The following is a 19,638-nucleotide window of genomic DNA, read 5'->3' as shown; positions in this document are numbered from 1 at the left end:
CTACCGCACGCACGACGACAAAAACCGTTTTCCTGTTTCGGACCGATGATCGGTCCATTACTCCGGCAGCCACCTAGGCCCGGATTTAACAGGAAAAGGATGTCGTCATGCCCGCCTCAAACACCCCCGCTTCATCCCGGGCGCCGAGCCAATTATTCGCTCAGGCCGTTCACCAGCGTTTCACCAATCGTCCGTCGCTGTTCTCCGTGGTTTTCAATGCGCTGCGCGATCGAATACTCGAACACTATCCGACCCTGGAGATGGACCTGCGCTCCGTCAGACTGGCCAGCCCAACCCCGTCCGGGCATTGGGAGTTCCAGCTGCTGAGCAATGTTGCTGTCCAGCATGTAATGAGCCCGCAACTGCTGGACTTCAGCCCTCGGCACGACTTGCCGTTCTACCTGACCGAGAAAATACCCAGCCGTTTGAAAGCACCGGAGCCGCCCTACACCATCGACATGCAGGTCATCGCGAACATCATCGCGTCCCTGCGATCGACCATTCACATCTATTTTCAACAGGCACTGGCCGACTACTGGGGCACTGCCGATGCCCAAGGTAATAGTCACTGGCAATGGCTCAGCGAGTTTCTCAACGGTCAGATGACCGCAGCTGCAGCGTCGCGGTCGGATTTGACTCAACCCCAGCGGGACATGCTCTCGCTCGTCGCCGCCTGGCCAGAACAGCTGCAACGTTCCCCCCGTGCAACTCCACCCACTGCTGCGAGCTTCATCGAGACCACGCTCATCAGCGGGGACAAAGAAGAACGGCTGCTGACACCGGACCTGTTGCTGGTACGCGACAAACAGGTGCTGTTGTACAGCGTCGCCGGTGCGATCGAGACATTCGATTCCATCGAGGTTTTCAGCGAAGCCTGGGGTATCCGGATGCAGCGCAGGTTTCAGTTCGACAGCATTACCTGGCGACGCAATGAGCCCAACGGTAACGTGTTCGAGCAACAAGCCGGTCTGATTCTGAATCAGCAACTCGTCGACCTGGGCGCAATGACGTTTCAGGGTGACAGCGAGCGATCGATCGACCGCCGTCTGGACAGGCTCACGGATCCAGCGCTGTTTTTTTCCGCAATGCCTGAAGCCGCCCCTGCCCGGCTCGAACAGGTCAGCCTTCATCTGCCCGAGTGGCTCACGCAAGCCAGCGTCAACGATCGATTCGCCTACCGCCGTCACCTGCAAGACATGGCCCACGTGCTGCAACAGAATCAGGGTCGATCGTTCAACGAAGGCGTTGAAAACATCCATGATTTCAGCCGTGAAGCGTTGCGTAAGCAGATGCAGACTGACCATGGTCATCAGGATCCCGACGATGTACTGCTGGACTTCTCCGTGGCCGCCGGTTACCCGGGCGGAGCAGGCTTTATCGAACACGTGCGGATGTCATTGACGGAGCTGGCCCTGAAGAATCTCGCCGGCAAGCCCAAAGGTACGCTCAAGCTGACCTCAAAAAGCGGTAAGGCCCTCCCCGGCTGGCTAGTGGCCGATTACGTGCTGGGCAGTAGCGGGCTGATTCAACGCGTCGATATTGGTACAGCCTACCCACAGAGCATCAAGTCACTGTTGCTGTCCGACTCTGCCGACGCCCGTCGACGAGAGATGTTGTTTACCCGTGAACTCAAGGTCAGGTTGCCAACGCAGGCGCTGGAGTACGCCATCAGGCAACAGTTCGGATGTTCTGCTAAAGGCTACCGCTACGTGAAAGCCTTGATGGGTGAGACCGTGACGGATAGAAGTACCGACGGCCAGGAGATCGTCCTGCGACCCTTGGCCCTGTGCAGAAAAGCTGGCGCCACACCCGACGCCGTCAACAACATGTTCATCATTGAACCTCGCGACATCAACGCTGGTCCGCACTTGCTGTATCGGCCGCTGTACAGCGATTGCCTGTACGAATACCCCACGCGTCAGGCCCTGCTGGATGCCATCGCCACACCGGGGGACCTGCAGGACAGTGTGTTGACCTGGCTGACAGACAAGGCTCGTCCGATTTTTGATCACGGCGGAATCAAAGAACCGCACATCATTCGCTTTACGCTTGGGGACGAGTTTGATCCCTATACGAAACCGGCACCCGCGACCCTGGCCGTCGACGACGGGGCCGAAAAATGGTTGCAGGCGCAAACCGACGGCCAATTGCTCAACCATTTGTTCCACAGCACCGCATGGGCGCTGGTCGACCTGGCTGACCGGGATTCGGTCTCGAACAGCGAGAGCCGTTGGGCGATCGTGATGGAAGGTGCCTGGCTCCTGTTCAATACACTGCTACTGCCTTTGATTCAGGGACCGGCCATGCTGGCAGGTTGGTTTCTGGTGTTGGTCAGTAGCCTTGAACAGGATCTGGCCGGTTTGGACAGCGACGATTCCACCACCAAAGAGTTGGCGTTGATCGACCTTTTGCTCAATGTCGCAATGGTGCTGCTGCACTCGTCCTCCAACCCCGGTCGACAAACGTTGCCGGAACGCTCTTCGCAAGAAATCGACTTGCACCTGGAGTCATGGCGTCGGGCATCCCCCGTGCCTTACACACAAGCCCCGCCGAGGGTTAGACAGGGCCCGGTTGCGCTGCCGGGGAAGCCTCCGGCGACAGGGCACACGACCCTGGATTTCAGCCGTTCGCTTGCCAGTGACAAGGCCAGCGCAAAATTGCTCGACGCCTTGCTGACTGTCAACGTGCCCTGGCCAGAACCTATACCAAGCCCCAAAGTCGACGGGCGCTTGAAGGGGCTGTACCGGATCGGCGATCACTGGCATGCCAGCGTCGGTGGATTACTGTTTCAGGTCAGCATCGAGCCCGGCTTCGGCGATGTTTACCTGGTCGATCCGCAGCACCCGCACCATCCCGGCTTTCAGCTTGCCAGCGATGGCCAGGGGCATTGGCGCCTGCAACGTGGTGCCCGGCTTGACGGAGGGATGCCCAGGCACAGGGTTAAAGTCTGGGCAGATGACAATAAAGTGCTCCTGGATACGTTAGCTGCGCAAACGGAGTCCCTGCGGTTAGAGACTCAACCACTGGTTAGTGCTATCCGGGAATCCCGGAAAACGCTGGCGCCTGCCCGCGCCAATCTCGACAAACAGAAGAAACTCCTGCGGGTGCTCTGGAAGTTGACGTTTGCTGACGTTGCGCCTGAAAAACGCGCCGAATACTTCAAAAAACACGAAGAGCAACGCGCCGTAACGGCGATTGCAAACGCCCGCATGCACGTTGAACTCGACAAATACCTGGATGCCGTCTCAGAGGTGGCACCCGTCATGCACCAGCTGTTCGAAAAAAAAACCGAACAAATGGCAGCAGATCCAACCAACAGCGGTCATGCGGAAATGCGCCTGCACGCCGCCATTTATGAATTCAATAGTTGGTCCAGTGCCTTTGATTATCTGGTCAAAGCGCGCATGGACCTCCTTGAGCTGGACAGTGGCGAGCACATTGAAGAACTGACTCCCCGTGTCAACGACGGGTTGCAACAGGGCATCACTAGCGCATATCACGAGTTTCTCAATATCCAGAAGATTTTGCTTGAGATTGAAAACAAGCAGATTCCGATTGCCCTGAAGATAGAAACACTCCTCCATCAGGCCGATCCAGCGCTGCGCCAGGGCTTGTTGATCGTGACGCAAAACGATAAGTACGTCTCTTCCGGCTCCTTGAAGCAGTCCAAACTACTGACGCTGCTTGAACTGGCCATTGATCGCAGTTTCCAGCCTCATGACGAGGTCCAGTTTTCCATCGCTCAACAGCTCCTGGCCCCCCAGATACTGCAAAGCGTTCTTGCTCACTCGGAAATGCGCTCCCGTTCAGGCTATTCGGCCATTGAACAGACGGCGGTCCTCACGGATGTGCTCGAGCGCTACAAGCGCATAGAGAACGCTTTCAATGCGTTGAGCGACAAGCGATCCGGTTACATTCGTGAGGAATATCGAGACCCGTTTCTAAAACAGTTCGATGACGCCCGTACCAGCCTTGAGACGCAACTGGCTGACTTGATTCTCGTCGATGAAGGTTTCGCCCCTGCCCCATCAGCCGAAAAACCTGCCAGGGCAAAAGCGTCGAGCAAGAAAGTCATCAAGACCAGAAAAGGCAGTCTGGTAGGCGATCTGCGGCCGTCAGATAGCGGTACTCCGGGCAGCCTTGTCGACATCAGAGACCCCAGCACCGGGCAGGCTATCGCCACCTATCGAGAACAAGCGACTGAAGGTATCTGGGAAGAGGTGAACGAATCTGGCTCGACACAGCCTGAAGTCCCAGTGGTGCCCGAGGGTCCTTCGGTTCGCTCAATGAAAAAAATAAAAGCGCAGGCGCAACGGTTACTGGACGAGAGGACACGCAACGAAAAGGATATACGTTTTGAACAAAGGCAACTAAGGGATCCCCGACGAATCGAGGACCTGCGTCCCTGGGAGTGGGATCACATGCTGACCACGACTGCGAGCACGCTCGACGCCTTGGCAAGAGAAATTCAGAGCAGCCATGCGTCGGACGAAAACGCTACCCGACTGGCGAGCACTTACCTTGCCGAAGCGCAAGCCATGAAAAAACAAGCCCACGAATTTTGTCGCGAAGGGTATCTGTTACAACGTCCCAGAGCCTCTAACATCGACTACCTGGTGGAACACGGCTTTGTTGAAATCACCTTGGTCAACAGTCGTATTCCCTTGAAGGGCGGAGACTTTCTGACCGAGTATGCCGTGCACGATATCAACATGATCAGAAACGGTAGACCAGACAACGACAACGCCTTGTGGTACGCGCATTTCCATTACAAAGCAGCCGATGCCCCTCTGTCGCCCCCTGATTTTGCCCATCTAAAAACCCGCGCGGAACGTAAATTCACACGCAAGGAACTGTTCGAGCAAAACAAGAAGAATCCGCGAGCGGTGATCAACCTGGATAAAGAGAAAATCCCGCTGTCGTTAGCGCAAAAGCTTTTCCTGAACGTGAACAACGAGCACGCGGCCAACTGACAAAAAAAAGCCCGGGCACAATGCCCGGGCTATTTTTTTGCTGCGGTCAGCTATCAGTGAGCAAACAACGAATTGCCCTTCTGCCCCGCCAGTTTCTCCGGCTTGATCAGGAACCGTGCCAGCGCTGGCAACAGCCACAGCGCGCCGAACATATTCCACAGCAGCATGAAGGTCAGCATCAGGCCCATGTCGGCCTGGAACTTGATCGCCGAGAAGATCCAGGTGCACACGCCGATGGCCAGGCACAGGCCGGTGAACAGTACGGCTTTACCGGTAGATTTCAGCGTCTGGTAGTACGCCTCTTGCAGCGGCAGACCGGCACGCAGGAAGCTTTCCAGACGGCTGTAGATGTAGATGCCGTAGTCCACGCCAATCCCCACGCCCAGTGCCACGACCGGCAAGGTCGCCACTTTCACGCCGATGCCCATGAACGCCATCAGCGCGTTACCGAGTACCGACGTCAGCACCAGTGGCAACACGATGCACAAGGTCGCCGCCCAGGAACGGAAGGTGATCATGCACATGGTCGCAACGCAGATGTACACCAGGATCAGGATGGTCAGCTCGGATTCCTTGATCACTTCGTTGGTCGCCGCCTCGATCCCGGCGTTACCCGCCGCGAGGATGAATTCCAGGCCGTCCTTGTTGTTCTCCTTGGCGAAGTCCTGCACCGCGTGAACCGCTCGGTCCAGGGTCGCGGCCTTGTGGTCGTTGAGGAACACCAGTACCGGGGCCAGGGAACAGCTGTTGTTGTACAGGCCATCTGCCCGGGCGATGGAGTTGTTCAACACATCCGGGTTACGTGACAGGGTTTCCCATTTCAGGTTGCCCTCGTTCATGCCCTTGATCATCTGCTTGGACACGGTCACCAGCGAGATCGCCGACTGCACGCCCTCGGTGTTCTGCATCTTCCACATCAGCTCGTCGATCGGCGCCATGGCTTCATAGCGCGAGCAGCCTTCGGCCTTGGTTTTGACCATCACCACCAATACGTCAGAGCTGGTGGAGTAATTGCTGATGATGAAGTTGTTGTCCTTGTTGTAACGCGAGTCCGGACGCAGCTCCGGAGCACCCTGGTCCAGGTCGCCAATTTTCAGATTCTGGCTGTACCAGAGGCCGCCACCGAAAGCGATCAGTGCCAGGGCAATCGACACCGGGGCGACTTTCGGACTGGCGAAGTTCGACAGCAGACGCCAGAACGGATGCTCGCGCACCGCGTCCTTCTTGCTGCGCTCCACGGCGCGCTTGCTGATGCCGACATAGGAAATCGCCACCGGCAACAGGATCAGGTTGGTGAACACGATCACCGCCACGCCGATGGACGCGCCGATGGCCAGTTCACGAATCACGCCGATGTCGATGATCAACAGGGTAATGAAGCCCACCGCATCCGCGAGGATCGCAATCATCCCCGGCAGAAACAGTTGACGGAAGGTCCGTCGTGCGGCGGTCAGAGCGTTGTCCGCCTCGCTGGACTGCAAGGCGATACCGTTGATTTTCTGTACGCCGTGGGAGATACCGATGGCAAAAATCAGGAACGGCACCAACATCGAATAGGGATCGAGTCCGAAGCCGAAAAAGTGCATCAAACCGAGTTGCCAGACTACCGCCACCAGCGTGGTACTGAGTACCGCCACGGTGCTGCGCATGCAGTTGGTGAACCAGTACAGCAGGATCAGGGTGATCACGAAGGCGATGCCGAAGAACATCACCACCATGACCAGGCCATCGATCAGGTCGCCTACTTTCTTGGCGAAACCGACGATGTGGATCTTGATGTTGGGGTTCTGTTTCTCGAACTTGTCGCGGATCTTGTCTTCGAGCTCGTGGGAGAACTTGCGATAGTCCAGGGCCAGCAATTTGCCCTGGTCCTGCGGGTCCGGGTAGGACTCCAGCAATGGAATATCGACGATGCTCGACTTGAAGTCGTTGGACACCAGTCGCCCGACTTGCCCGGACTTGAGCACGTTGTTGCGCAGCAGATCGAGGCTTTCCTGCGAACCGTTATAGCTCTGCGGAATCACTTCACCACCGGCGAAGCCTTCTTCCGTCACCTCGGTCCAGCGTACGCTCGGACTCCACAGCGACTTGAGACCGGAGCGGTCGACGCCGGAGATATAGAACACTTCGTCGTTGATCTGACGCAGGGTCTCCATGTACTCCTTGGAGAAAATGTCGCCGTCGGTGGCTTCAACCGAGATCCGCACCGTGTTGCCCAGGTTCGCCAGGTCGTTGCGATGCTCCATCATCTTCTGAATGAAGGGATGTTCCAGCGGGATCATTTTCTCGAAACTGGTGGACGGACGAATCAGCGTCGCCTGCCAGAACAGGAAAATACTGACCAGCAGGCAGATCGTGATCACTGCCGGGCGGTTGTTGAAAATCAGGCGTTCGAGAAATGTCGCCTTGTCTTGGTGATGGCTGCTTAGGGATGTCATAGACCCGCCTTCTTATTATGTGCCCGGCTCATTTGCCCAACTCGGCGCCCGATGGCGAAGTAGCGCGAACGCCGCCCTGTCCTGCCAGAATCAGATTTCCGTTGCCTGCGGCAGTGACAGCCGACACGGAAATGCGATCCGCACGGTTGAACACGCTGAAGGTTTCGCCGTTGTCGTTGCTGCGGATCACCGAGCCACCATTACCAACGATCACGATGGAACCGTCATCGAGCAACGTAGCTCCGGACAGACCAAACTCCAGCGCGCCACGGGTGGCCTTGAGTTCAACCGGCTCCCAGGTGGTGCCGAAATCGGTGGAGCGGAACAGGTTGCCGCGCAATCCGTAAGCCAACAGGGTGTTGGCTTGGGCCGTACCGATCACGCCGAAAAGAGAACCTTCGTACGGGCCTTCGAGTTTTTCCCAGGTCTGACCCCAGTCCGCAGAGCGGAACATGCTGCCCTGCTCTCCGACGATGAACAGCCCGGCATCCTTGACGGCTGCGATGCCGTTGAGGTGAAACTGGTCTTCGTTATCGAGGCGGTCGCTGGCGTCTTCCCAGTGCTTGCCGCCATCGACGGTTTCCAGCAATGCGCCGTAGGCACCCACGGCAAAGCCGCTGTTGGCGTCCTTGAACCAGACGTCCAGCAGCGGCGCTTCGCGTGTCAGATCTTCGTATTGTTTGGTCCAGGTAACGCCGCCGTCCTCACTGGCGAGGATCTGCGCGTCATGGCCGACGGCCCAACCGTGCTTGTCGTCGACGAAAAATACCGATGTCAGCAGTTGCCGGGTGGGCACTTTGGCTTGGGTCCAGGTAGCGCCCTGGTCATCGGAATACAGGATGTGCCCACGATCACCGACGGCCACCAGCCGCTTGCCGGCGTGGACGACATCGAGCATCAGGCTTTTGCTGGCCTTGGCGGATTCAACGGAATAGACAACATCGGATGCCGGCGCGGCCGCAGCCAGCACAGGAGCCGACAACATGGCAGTGCCCAACAGCGAGAGCGCTGTAGCCAGCAACGCGAATTTGCGTAATGCCGGCGGGCGGCAGATACCCACACCCATGACAGGCTCACTCATAGACCTTCCCCCATTATTATTGTTAGGTCGTTCAACCTTTCAGGGCGCCGTAAGGGTGTTCATCTTGATCGGCTGTCTGGAGCATAGTCCTGAAATGCGCAATCTAGAGCCCCTTCGGAAGCTGGCTTATCCTATCGGGGTTTGGAAAGGTCTGACAATCGACGCCACGTTATCTTTTGTTAACTGGCGGGATAAGGGCTGGAGGTGAATGAGGGGGTATTCGGAGGGGTGATCGTGGAGGCTTATGAGTACACGTTACTTTGTACGAAATGCGCAGGAGCTGCGTAGGAACACTCTCTGTAGTCGAATATGCCAGGTGACGGCCGGGGTCAGGCCAGCCCCGCTCGCGCGATAATGAGTTTTTACATGCTGTCCTTGTTCGGTATCGCCGGTGAGAAGGAGCGCAACCGGATTAAATTCAGAACCCTCGCTCAACACAGCGGCTTTATCGTCAAACCGGTAAGGCGCCTCCCAAAGGGTTACGGCATTATCTTCGCCGCCTCTAAAGAATGATTACCATCGACCGTAGTCACTTTCCAGAGGGACTCTTTATTTACAGGGCATTTCCCGCACGAATGATGACAAGGAAAACACATGTCGACGCTGGTCTATTACGTAGCCGCAACACTGGATGGTTATATTGCCACTCAACAACACAAACTGGATTGGCTGGAGAACTTTGCGCTAGGGGATGACGCAACGGCCTATGATGATTTTTATCAGACGGTCGGAGCCGTGATCATGGGGTCACAGACCTATGAATGGATCATGTCGAACGCTCCCGATGACTGGCCTTACCAGGACGTACCCGCCTTTGTCATGAGCAACCGGAATCTGTCAGCACCCGCCAATCTGGATATCACCTTCTTACGCGGCGATGCCGGGGCCGTCGCGGCCAGCGCCAGACAAGCGGCGAAGGGCAAGAATGTCTGGCTAGTCGGTGGCGGTAAAACGGCAGCCAGTTTTGCTGACGCAGGGGAATTGCAGCAGTTGTTCATCACCACCATTCCGATCTTTCTCGGCAGCGGCGTTCCCCTACTGCCCGTTGACTGCGCGCTTGAAGTCATTCTCAGAGAACAACGAACGCTGCAGAGCGGCGCCATGGAATGCGTCCTGGACGTGAAAGCGGACTAACAACATCCGTAAGTAGACCGTGTATCGAAACTCGCAACATCGTATGATTTTTTTGTGATCTATCAATGCGGTGAGCCACCAGTCTTCGCGCCACAGCGCGGCGTCGGAGACGTGGCGGCCCCTCCTATAGTGTTCCTGTAATGCTCCAGGCTGTCAGGCCAGGCTTTTGCTGACCACTTCGAACACATCGCTCGACAGCTGACCCGAAGCCCGAATCCGCTCCAGCTCACCTTTCATCAACGCCTGACGAGCGTCGTCGTATTTGCGCCAGCGAGTCAGTGGCGCCAGTTGGCGGGAAGCAATCTGAGGATTGAACCCGTTCAGCTCGATCACCAGGTCCGCCAGGAAGCGATACCCCGAACCATCCGCCGCATGGAAGTTGATCAGGTTCTGCCCGGCAAATGCGCCTACCAGTGCCCGCACCTTGTTCGGGTTCTTCATGTTGAACGCCGGATGCTGCATCAGCTGACGCACCCGCTCCAGACCACCCGGCAGCGGGCTGCCGGCCTGAACGCTGAACCACTGATCCATGACCAGCGGATTGTCCTTGAAGTGCTCGGCAAAACTGGCCAGCGCCTTGGCTTTCTCTTCGTCGAACGGCGAATTGACCAACACCGCCAGCGCCGTCAGGCGTTCGGTCATGTTGTCGCTGAACTCGAACTGTTCAAGAGTCGCGGCCAGGACTTCCGGTTTTTCGCTGAGCATCAGGTACGACAGCGCAATGTTCTGCAGCGCGCGACGAGCAAAGTGCTCGGCCTCGGCCACATAAGGCGTCTTTTTCGACAGGTCGCGGTTGGCCTGATAACGCAGCCATAGCGGTTCGAACAGGTTGTCCGCCAATTGCTCGCGAGCAAACTCGCGGGCGATGTGGATGGCATCAACGTCAGCAACCTCGCTGATTTCCGTCAGATACGCTTCACCCGGCAGCGAGAGCATTTCCGCGACCATGGCCTGGTCCAGCGTTTCGTCCGTCAGCACAGAATGCAGGGCGGTGATCAGACGTTGATCCAGCACCAGCTTCTCACCCTTCTGGTGATCGGTGATCAGCTCTTGCAGCACTTGAACCGACAGTTGCTGGCCGGCGTCCCAACGATTGAAACCGTCAGTGTCATGCTGCATGAGGAACATCAATTGGTCGCGGCTGTACGGGAAGCTCAGCTTCACTGGCGCCGAGAAACCACGCAGCAACGACGGCAGCGGCTGTTCCGCGACGTCAACGAAGGCGAACGTCTGCTCGGCCTCGGTCACCGAAATCACACGCGAAGTGCCCTGGGCGCTGGCCTCACCTTGCAGGCGCAGGGCAATTTCCCCGCCCTTGCTGTCCAGCAGGCCCAGCTCGACCGGGATCACAAATGGCAGCTTCTCAACCTTGTCCGGGGTCGCCGGGCAGCTTTGGCGGAAAGTCAGGCTGTAGGTTTTCGCCGCGGCGTCGTATGACTCGCTCACCGCCAGGCGTGGCGTACCGGCCTGGCTGTACCAACGTTTGAATTGGTTCAGGTCGACACCATTGGCGTCTTCCATGGCCTTGATGAAGTCGTCGCACGTCACGGCCTGGCCGTCATGGCGATCAAAGTACAGGTCGCTGCCTTTGCGGAAGCCTTCGGCACCGAGCAAGGTGTGGATCATGCGAACCACTTCCGAGCCCTTCTCATACACGGTCAGGGTGTAGAAATTGGAGATCTCGATAAAGCTGTCCGGGCGCACGGCGTGGGCCATCGGGCCAGCGTCCTCGGCGAACTGGTGGGTCCGCAGGTAAGCCACATCCTGGATGCGCTTGACCGTGGCCGAGTTCATGTCGGCGGAGAAACCGGAATCACGGAACACCGTAAAACCTTCCTTGAGCGACAGCTGGAACCAGTCGCGGCAGGTCACGCGGTTACCCGACCAGTTGTGGAAGTATTCGTGGGCGACGATCGCCTCGACCCGCTGGTGCGCGGCGTCGGTGGCAGTCTCGGCCTTGGCCAGCACGGCGCTGGAGTTAAAGATATTGAGCCCCTTGTTCTCCATGGCGCCCATGTTGAAGTCGTTCACGGCGACGATCATGAAGATGTCCAGGTCGTACTCGCGGCCGTACACCTCTTCGTCCCAGCGCATGGACTTCTTCAGGCTGTTCATGGCGTGCTGGCACTTGTCGATGTTTTCCGGCTCGACATAGATACGCAGCGCCACGGAACGCTCGGTCATGGTGGTAAAGGTGTCTTCGACGCACCAAAGATCACCGGCCACCAGCGCAAACAGGTACGCCGGTTTCATGAACGGGTCTTCCCAGGTCGCCCAGTGCCGGCCGTCTTCGCCAGGCCCTTGGGCAATCGGGTTGCCGTTGGACAGCAACACCGGGTAGCTGTGCTGCTCGGCAACCACCGTGGTGGTGAACTTGCTCATCACGTCCGGGCGGTCGAGGTAATAGGTGATCTTGCGGAAGCCTTCAGCCTCGCACTGGGTGCAGAACATGCCGCTGGATTTGTACAGGCCTTCCAGCGCGGTATTGGTTTCCGGGTGGATCCTGACACTGGTGTCGACCGTGAACGTGGTGCTGGTCGGGTGCAGGGTCAGATGATTCTCGGTTAACTGGTAGTCAGTTTCGCTCAGCTCTACATCACCGAGGTTGACCGACAGCAATTCAAGCTGCTGGCCATCCAGCACCAGCGGCGGCAAGCCAGGGCCACGCTCGGGATTGCGGCGCATCACCAGTTGCGCATGGACCAGGCTGTGGTCCTCGAACAACTCGAAGGTCAGGTGCGTCTCGTCGATCAGGTACTCGGGCGCCTGATAGTCCTTCAGGTAGATCATCTTCGGTTGTTCGGTGCGCATGCTGGAGTCCTTACTGATGCACGGCGAGCTGGTAAGCCGTGTATTTACGAATATTGATGACGCCGGTGTCGAAGATCAGGTACTGGCCCTTGATCCCCAGCAGCGTGCCTTCGGCAATCGGATTCTTGTCCAGATTGAAGCTGACGATCTTGGCCGGGTACTGCTCGACCGGGTAGCGGATTTCAATCGGTTCCACATCGGCAATGGTCTGGATCGCCTGCAGTCCGAAACGTTCCTGCAAACCTTGCAAACCTTCGGCGCAGCTGTCGAACAACTGATCGCGAACGGCTGCCAGGTCCACCGAAACCGCTTCGCCCTTGAGTAAAGCACGCCAGTTGGTCTTGTCCGCCACCTGGCTGCGAAACAGGTCCTCGACGAAGCCCGATTGCTGACGCGTCGACACGCGCATGATCGGCAACGCCTGACGGGCGCCCTGATCGATCCAGCGCGTTGGCAGCTGCGTAGCGCGAGTAATACCGACTTTCACGCCCGACGAGTTGGACAGGTACACAATGTGATCGGTCATGCAGAACGTCTGGCCCCACTCGGGCTCACGGCAGGTACCGGCGTCGAAGTGGCAACGCTCAGGGCTCATGATGCAGATATCGCACTGCGCCAGCTTGGTCATGCACGGGTAGCAATAACCCTGGCTGAAACTGGTTTTGGTCTTGCGTCCGCAATGGGAGCAATGGATCGCTCCCAGGTATTCCAGGCGCACTGTGGTCCCGATCAAAGGATTGACCGGGACCTCGACATCACCCAGACGAAACGCGTACTGCACGTCCGGCCCGTCAAGGCGTGCCGACATTTTGCTGATTGCACCGCGGCCAATCTCGATCAATGGATGGCATCCGACTTGAACAGGATATTAGGCACTTCAATCGACTTGGAGCTGCATTCCTGAGGACCCATGTAGCCGGTGCGTTCTTCTTCGGGCAGGTTCTTGATCTCCCAAGCGATCATGGCCTGCAACGACAGTTCGCGCTGTTCGGCGGTGAGTTTGCCACCGTCGGACCATTTGCCGATTTCCACCGCCAGTTTCAGGCTCTCGTAGATATCGGGGGTGATGTTCTTGATCATTTCGTTAAAAGAGGACATTAGGTCTCCGCGCTCTTGAATCTGCACAAAAATTTTAGACGGCCAGTTTACGGCGGTTGTACAAACCACCTAACAAACCGGTGAAGCATCCGATGAGTAACCCGCCGACGTGGGCCGCGTTGGCAATTTCACCAAAACCGATCATCGAGACCAGCCCGGACAGGCACAGCAGCAGCCAGACCAGCATCATCACCAGCACGCCCCGTGGCAGGCGATAAGCCGGGTTCGGCGACAGCATCTGGAAGATCCAGCAATGCCCGAGCAAGCCGTACAACACGCCGGACAACCCGCCAAACAACGTCGGACCGCTGAACAGATACTGGGCATAGTTGGAGACCAGGCTGAACAGCAGGGTCAGGCCAATCAGATTGATGCTGCCCTGGCGGGACTCTATCCGCCGCCCCAGCTCCCAGTACCACATGCCGTTCATGGCCAGGTGCAGGATGCCGAAGTGGATCAGCATTGGCGTTACCAGGCGCCACCACTGCCCCGCGGCCAGGCTGTCAGCCAGTGGCACGAAATGGATGTACTCGCCGACCACACGAAAATCGAGGAAGGTCAGCCAGCGCATCGTGTCGAGGTTTTCACCCAGCAGCGTGACGACGCCGACGATCATGCTCAGCACCAACACCAGGCCAGTCGCCTTGGCATAACGCAGCTGTTCGATAAAGCCTGGGCGCTTGGTGGTTTGCGCATCAGGGATGTCCAGCTGCTGATCGGGATCACCCGCCGGAAAGCGTTCGTACAGCGAGCGCACGTCTTCGCTGATGCTGGCGGGCACCCACAGCACCTGTTCGCCAGATTCCTCGCTGACCCGATGCGGAACCTGCATGCGCTGCAGCAATTTGACGAACCCGCTCAAGTCCACCGCCAGTGGCAGGCGCAGTACGGCGACGGTACTCATTGCAGAACCTCCGGACGCTCGACATCGACCCAAACGAACTTGTTCGGATCAAGCCGTGTTTCCTGATCCAGGCGATAGGCGACGAGTTTGCCGTAGAGCACCGCGCTGTAATCCAGGCAACCGAGGTTTGGACGGATCGGCGCGGGTTTGCCACTGCGCCAGTAATGACCGACGAACAGCAGCGGCTCGTCGACGCCGTAGCGCAGCAAGGTGTTTTTTTCGATGGAAGACAGTGGCGTCTTGGCCACCGGGTCAGGCAAGGCATCAGGCTGGAACACAATGTCTCCGTAGGTTTGCGGGTCGTCTTCCCAGAACTTGGTGCGAAAGAACGAACGCGTCAGGCCATCGCCACTGGTCATGGTCAATCCGTCCGGCAGGCGCATGTCGGTGCCGCGCAACAGGCGGTCGAACACGGTGCAGGCAAAACTGCCGGGCACCGCAGAGGCCTGGAGGAAGTGCTCATCGACGCACCCATTGGGGAACTGGGCTCGCAGCGGTGCGATCAGGCCGGCATCCCAGCAGGCGTGCACCACCCGGAAACGCCCGGCATCGACGAACAACGGCATCTCATAGAACCATTGCAGGAAGTCGTGCCAATCGGCGGGATGGTGTTCGAACTGGGTCAGGGTTTCGGCCAGCAGGCGGGCATGGCGCGGTGTGTGTTCGCGCACGTATTGCTTGCCGCTACCCGGTGGCGCAGGCGTGCTCCAGCCGAGGGCATTGAACTCGTGGTTGCCCATGATGCACAGCGCCTGGCCGGCTTCGACCATGTCGTGGACGATATGCAGCGCCTCGCGAATCCGCGGGCCACGGTCGATGATGTCTCCGACGAACACCGCCATACGCGACGGATGGCGCCAGACGCCACCTTGTTTGTGATAACCGAGCCGGTCGAGCAAGTGCTCAAGGGTCAGAGCGCAACCGTGCACGTCACCGATCAGGTCGTAGCTACGCGCGGGATCGAGCATCAGTCGCCTCCACCACCCAGCCGACTGCCCCAGCCGAGCTTGGTCCGGCAGACTTCATAGTAGTTGTGGTCGAGCGGGTGGATCAGCCGCAGTTTCTGGGCTTTCTTGCTGACGGTGATGGTGTCACCCGGCGCGCAGGTGAAGTGGTTTTGCCCGTCACAGGAGACTTGCGGGTAGATCTGCATATCCTTGGACACGACGATTTTCAGCTCACTGTTGCCATCGACCACAATTGGCCTGCCTGACAAGGTATGGGGGTACATCGGCACAATCACAATAGCGTCGAGCTTGGGGTGCATGATCGGTCCGCCGGCTGACAGCGCATAAGCCGTCGAACCGGTGGGCGTGGCGACGATCAGGCCGTCGGCCTTCTGGCTGCACACGAACTGGCCATCGATATACAGCTCGAATTCGATCATTCGCGTGGATTTGCCAGGGTGCAGCACCACGTCGTTCAGCGCATCGCCCTGCCCGATGGCTTCGGCGTGGCGACGGACTTCGGCCTGGAGCAGGAAGCGGTTTTCAACCAGATAATGGCCGTCCAGCACTTCAGCCACTTTGACTTCCAGCTCATCCGGGCGGATGTCGGTCAAAAAGCCCAGGCTGCCGCGGTTGATACCCAGCACCGGAATATTGTGTCGGGCCAGTGCCCGGGCCGCGCCGAGCAGGCTGCCGTCACCACCGACCACAATCACCATGTCGCACACTTCGCCGAGCATCTTGCGCGACGAGGTTTGCAGGCCATGACCTGGCAGCACTTCGGCAATGGTGTCTTCGAGGATCACGTGCAGATGACGATCGAGCAGAAACCGTTTCAGTCGGCGGACGGTATCCAGCACCTGCGAACTGCCGAGGCGACCGATGATGCCGATATTACGAAATTGCTCCATGGGGCTTCCAGGCTCTGCGACGGCGAAAAACACGATTATGGGCGAAAGCGCGGCATAGACAAAATCCTTTCAGCGACAAGGGTGTAGTCACGTTTAGAGCTATGCTCGCAAGATGATCCTATTTCCAGACTTGCTTCAGTTGCCCCACCAGTTACGCCATCCGGAGGTGCGTGACCTGGCGTGGGTGATTCTCGCGCCGCCCATGCTCAGCGATACGCCATGGCCGCAGCGTCACCCGCTGGCCGGCAGTGACTGGGTGCAGGCGCCCGAACGCCTGGAGAGCTGGCTACGACAACTCGATCGCGACAGTTATGACCTGCTGCACTGGCTGGCCCAGGCGCGAACCCGTCGATTGGGTTTGTACTACGAGCGCCTGTGGCAGTACGCGGTGCGCCACGCGCCGGGTATCGAGCTGATTGCCGCGAATCTGCCGATTCGTCGCGAAGGTCACACGCTGGGTGAGCTGGACATGCTGTTGCGCGATCGCGATGGAGTGCACCACCTGGAGTTGGCGATCAAGCTTTACCTCGGCCCGCAGAATGGTGACGGGACCGACCCGGCGCAGTGGCTCGGACCTGGTTGCCATGACCGGCTGGACCGCAAACTGGCACACCTCAGCCAGCATCAACTGCCCATCTCGGCACGCCCGGAAAGCCGCGATGTGCTGGCGGCGCTGGATATTCAGCAGTTCAGCGCGCATTTGTGGCTAGGGGGTTATCTGCTGTATCCGTGGCCCGGGCAGGCCGAGTCGCCGAGCGGTGCGCATCCGCAGCATCTGCGTGGAAGCTGGCTGCATCAGAAGGATTGGGCGCACTTTGTCGCGCAACGTCCGTCAGGTCGCTGGCAACCCCTGCCCCGTCACGCCTGGCTGGCACCGGCGCACTACCCCGTCGAGCAAACGTGGAACGATGAGCAGTTGAACGCCTGGCTGGGCGAACTGGATCCGCTGGCGCCCGCGCAGTTGCTGGTGAGATTGACCGAGAATGCCGAAGGGGACTGGGAGGAAGCGGAGCGGCTGTTTCTGGTGGCGGATCTTTGGCCGAATGTGCCGGGGAATGGTTGAGAGGTGTTGAGTCTTGGCCCGCCCCATCGCGAGCAGGCTCACTCCTACAAGGGATTGTCGTATGGCAAAAATCCAGTATTGGGGCCAGTCGCCCCTGCACCGAATGTGCGCAGGGCGGAAGAACCAATGTGGGAGTGAGCCTGCTCGCAATGGGGCCGGCCCGGTCTAAATCGACAACCGCACAGCCAGCGCCGCCAACGTCACCAACAACACCGGGACCGTCAACACGATCCCGACCTTGAAGTAATACCCCCACCCAATGCGGATGCCCTTGCGCTCCAGCACATGCAACCAAAGCAATGTCGCCAGACTCCCGATTGGCGTGATCTTTGGCCCCAGGTCACTGCCGATGACGTTGGCATAGATCATCGCCTCTTTCACCGCACCCGTTGCCTGGCTGGCATCAATCGATAGCAGGCCGATCAACACGGTCGGCAGATTGTTCATGATCGAAGACAGCAGCGCCGTCAGCACCCCGGTCCCCATCGCCGCGCCCCAGACGCCGTAACCGGCAAACCCGTCCAGCCAACCGGCCAGATAGCCCGTGAGCCCCGCATTACGCAGCCCGTAGACCACCAGATACATGCCCAGCGAGAACACCACGATGTGCCACGGGGCCTCTTTCAATACCTTTTGGGTGGAGATCTTGTGGCCGCGGGCCGCAATCGCCCAAAGCAACGCGGCACACACGGCGGAAATGGCACTGATCGGAATGCCCAGGGGTTCGAGGGCAAAGCAGCCCGCTAACAAAATCACCAGGACCACCCAACCGGCATAGAACGTTGCCTTGTCATGGATTGCACTGACAGGGTCCGCGAGTTGTGCGGGGTCGTAATCCTTGGGAATGTCACGCCGGAAAAACCACATCAACACCAGCAGCGTCGCAGCGACACTGACCAGGTTGACAGGAATCATCACTGCCGCGTAGCGATTGAATCCGATGTTAAAGAAGTCGGCGGAAACGATATTTACCAGGTTCGACACCACCAACGGGAGGCTCGCAGTGTCGGCAATAAAACCTGCACCCATCACAAAAGCGAGGGTCGCTGCCGGTGAAAAACGCAACGCCAGCAACATGGAAATCACGATGGGTGTGAGGATCAGTGCAGCCCCGTCATTGGCAAACAGCGCCGAGACCAGTGCGCCGAGCAACACCATATAGGCGAAAAGCTTGCGCCCGCTGCCACGCCCCCATCGGGCGACGTGCAGGGCTGCCCAGTTGAAGAAACCGGCCTCGTCCAGCAGAAGACTGATGATGATCAGCGCGACAAAGGTACCGGTAGCGTTCCAGATGATTTGCCATACCAGCGGAATGTCGCTCAGGTGTACCGCGCCGAAAATCAGCGCCAATACCGCACCGAGTACCGCACTCCAGCCGACGCCAAGGCCTTTGGGTTGCCAGATCACCAGGGTAATGGTCAGCAGGAAAATCAGTGACGCCGTGAGCATGCGATGCAACCTTGGAAAAACGATGAAACATACAGCATCTCGACGACTGCCTCTATCCTGCCAATGCCGAACCTGAGCCATAAACCTTGTAGCAGCTGCCGAGCCTGCGAGGCTGCGTTCGACTGCGAAGTGGTCGCTGTTGGGAAGGCGAGGACTTCGTCTTCGTACGCAGCCTCGCAGGCTCGGCAGCTGCTACAGGGAATGCGGGGGATGCATCCAATAGTTACGACAACAAATATCGTTGCTACAGACGCATCAGGCTTTTTTGTGTTGCTCGACCCACTTCCCGTACGCATCGATGAATTTTTGCAAGAACGGTTTGACCGACTCGGACAGATTGCCCGCCTCATCGAATGCCGAACCTGCGCCGCCAAGGTACGCTTCCGGCTGTTGCATGCACGGTACATCAAGGAAAACCAATGACTGGCGCAGGTGGTGGTTGGCGCCAAATCCGCCAATCGCGCCCGGTGAAACGCTGAACACCGCACCCGGCTTGCCGCTCCAGGCGCTCTTGCCGTAAGGACGCGAGCCGACGTCGATCGCATTTTTCATGGGGGCGGGTACAGAGCGGTTGTATTCCGGGGTCACAAACAGCACCGCGTCGGATGAGCTCACTTCTTGTCGGAAAGTGCTGTAGGCTGCCGGCGGTGAAGCGCCATCGATATCTTCGTTGTAGAGCGGCAACTCACCAATTTCGACAATGTTCAGCTTGAGATTCGCAGGCGCCAGATCGGCCAACGCCAGTGCCACCTTGCGATTGAGCGATTCCTTTCTCAAGCTGCCGACTACTACGGCGATTGAATAAACATTGCTCATGGAAGATTCTCGA

At 58.4% G+C, this 19,638-nt stretch carries 14 protein-coding genes; 4 read left to right on the top strand and 10 right to left on the bottom strand.

The window, feature by feature from the left end:
• The first annotated feature begins 107 nt into the window (after positions 1–107).
• The gene (locus tag GBC55_RS05210; RefSeq protein WP_162436762.1) at positions 108–4,973 is read left to right on the top strand and encodes a DUF6543 domain-containing protein; all 4,866 of its coding nucleotides are present in this window, start codon (positions 108–110) and stop codon (positions 4,971–4,973) included.
• 53 nt (positions 4,974–5,026) lie between these two features.
• On the opposite strand, the gene GBC55_RS05205 is transcribed toward GBC55_RS05210, so the two are convergent.
• Complete coding sequence (locus GBC55_RS05205) at positions 5,027–7,411, bottom strand: RND family transporter (RefSeq protein WP_162436763.1); 2,385 nt, start codon at positions 7,409–7,411, stop codon at positions 5,027–5,029.
• Between the two features lie 28 nt (positions 7,412–7,439).
• The gene (locus GBC55_RS05200; protein WP_162436764.1) at positions 7,440–8,492 is read right to left on the bottom strand and encodes a YCF48-related protein; all 1,053 of its coding nucleotides are present in this window, start codon (positions 8,490–8,492) and stop codon (positions 7,440–7,442) included.
• 366 nt (positions 8,493–8,858) lie between these two features.
• Between GBC55_RS05200 and GBC55_RS05195 the strand changes: the two genes are divergently transcribed.
• Positions 8,859–9,005, top strand: coding sequence for a hypothetical protein (locus GBC55_RS05195; protein WP_162436765.1), 147 nt, complete (start codon positions 8,859–8,861; stop codon positions 9,003–9,005).
• Positions 9,006–9,086: 81 nt separating this feature from the next.
• The gene (locus GBC55_RS05190) at positions 9,087–9,626 is read left to right on the top strand and encodes a dihydrofolate reductase family protein (protein WP_162436766.1); all 540 of its coding nucleotides are present in this window, start codon (positions 9,087–9,089) and stop codon (positions 9,624–9,626) included.
• A 153-nt stretch (positions 9,627–9,779) separates the two neighbouring features.
• Here GBC55_RS05190 and pepN read toward each other — a convergent pair whose 3' ends face one another.
• The 6 genes from pepN to GBC55_RS05160 are packed head-to-tail and all read right to left on the bottom strand — an operon-like array spanning position 9,780 to position 16,297.
• Positions 9,780–12,437 carry an aminopeptidase N gene (gene pepN / locus GBC55_RS05185; RefSeq protein ID WP_162436767.1) on the bottom strand — a complete coding sequence of 886 codons (2,658 nt, stop codon included), beginning with the start codon at positions 12,435–12,437 and terminating at the stop codon, positions 9,780–9,782.
• Between the two features lie 10 nt (positions 12,438–12,447).
• The gene (locus tag GBC55_RS05180) at positions 12,448–13,278 is read right to left on the bottom strand and encodes a DUF2797 domain-containing protein (RefSeq protein ID WP_162436768.1); all 831 of its coding nucleotides are present in this window, start codon (positions 13,276–13,278) and stop codon (positions 12,448–12,450) included.
• A complete protein-coding gene (locus GBC55_RS05175) occupies positions 13,275–13,535 on the bottom strand; it encodes a DUF1315 family protein (RefSeq protein ID WP_162436769.1) in 261 nt (86 codons plus the stop codon). Before GBC55_RS05175 ends, GBC55_RS05180 begins: the two co-directional genes overlap by 4 nt.
• 34 nt (positions 13,536–13,569) lie before the next feature.
• Positions 13,570–14,439 carry a rhomboid family intramembrane serine protease gene (locus GBC55_RS05170; RefSeq protein ID WP_162436770.1) on the bottom strand — a complete coding sequence of 290 codons (870 nt, stop codon included), beginning with the start codon at positions 14,437–14,439 and terminating at the stop codon, positions 13,570–13,572.
• Positions 14,436–15,407, bottom strand: a complete 972-nt coding sequence (locus GBC55_RS05165; protein WP_162436771.1) for a metallophosphoesterase — start codon at positions 15,405–15,407, stop codon at positions 14,436–14,438. Before GBC55_RS05165 ends, GBC55_RS05170 begins: the two co-directional genes overlap by 4 nt.
• Positions 15,407–16,297, bottom strand: coding sequence for an NAD(+) kinase (locus tag GBC55_RS05160; RefSeq protein WP_162436772.1), 891 nt, complete (start codon positions 16,295–16,297; stop codon positions 15,407–15,409). The genes GBC55_RS05165 and GBC55_RS05160 overlap by 1 nt, the downstream gene beginning before the upstream one ends.
• Positions 16,298–16,409: 112 nt before the next feature.
• On the opposite strand from GBC55_RS05160, the gene GBC55_RS05155 reads away from it, so the two are divergent.
• Positions 16,410–17,360 carry a DUF1853 family protein gene (locus tag GBC55_RS05155; RefSeq protein WP_162436773.1) on the top strand — a complete coding sequence of 317 codons (951 nt, stop codon included), beginning with the start codon at positions 16,410–16,412 and terminating at the stop codon, positions 17,358–17,360.
• A gap of 165 nt (positions 17,361–17,525) precedes the next feature.
• Here the strand turns inward: GBC55_RS05155 and GBC55_RS05150 are convergent, their stop codons facing one another.
• Both GBC55_RS05150 and GBC55_RS05145 read right to left on the bottom strand, forming a co-directional pair.
• The gene (locus GBC55_RS05150) at positions 17,526–18,809 is read right to left on the bottom strand and encodes an arsenic transporter (RefSeq protein WP_162436774.1); all 1,284 of its coding nucleotides are present in this window, start codon (positions 18,807–18,809) and stop codon (positions 17,526–17,528) included.
• 255 nt (positions 18,810–19,064) lie between these two features.
• Positions 19,065–19,625: an NAD(P)H-dependent oxidoreductase gene (locus GBC55_RS05145; RefSeq protein ID WP_162436775.1), complete on the bottom strand. Its 561-nt coding sequence runs from the start codon at positions 19,623–19,625 to the stop codon at positions 19,065–19,067.
• Positions 19,626–19,638: the final 13 nt, after the last annotated feature.

The sequence above is a fragment of the Pseudomonas sp. TNT3 genome, from assembly GCF_010095445.2.
Classification (GTDB): Bacteria; Pseudomonadota; Gammaproteobacteria; order Pseudomonadales; family Pseudomonadaceae; genus Aquipseudomonas.
The sequence above is the reverse complement of the archived record's forward strand: the minus strand, read 5'-3'. Positions and strand labels throughout refer to the sequence as shown.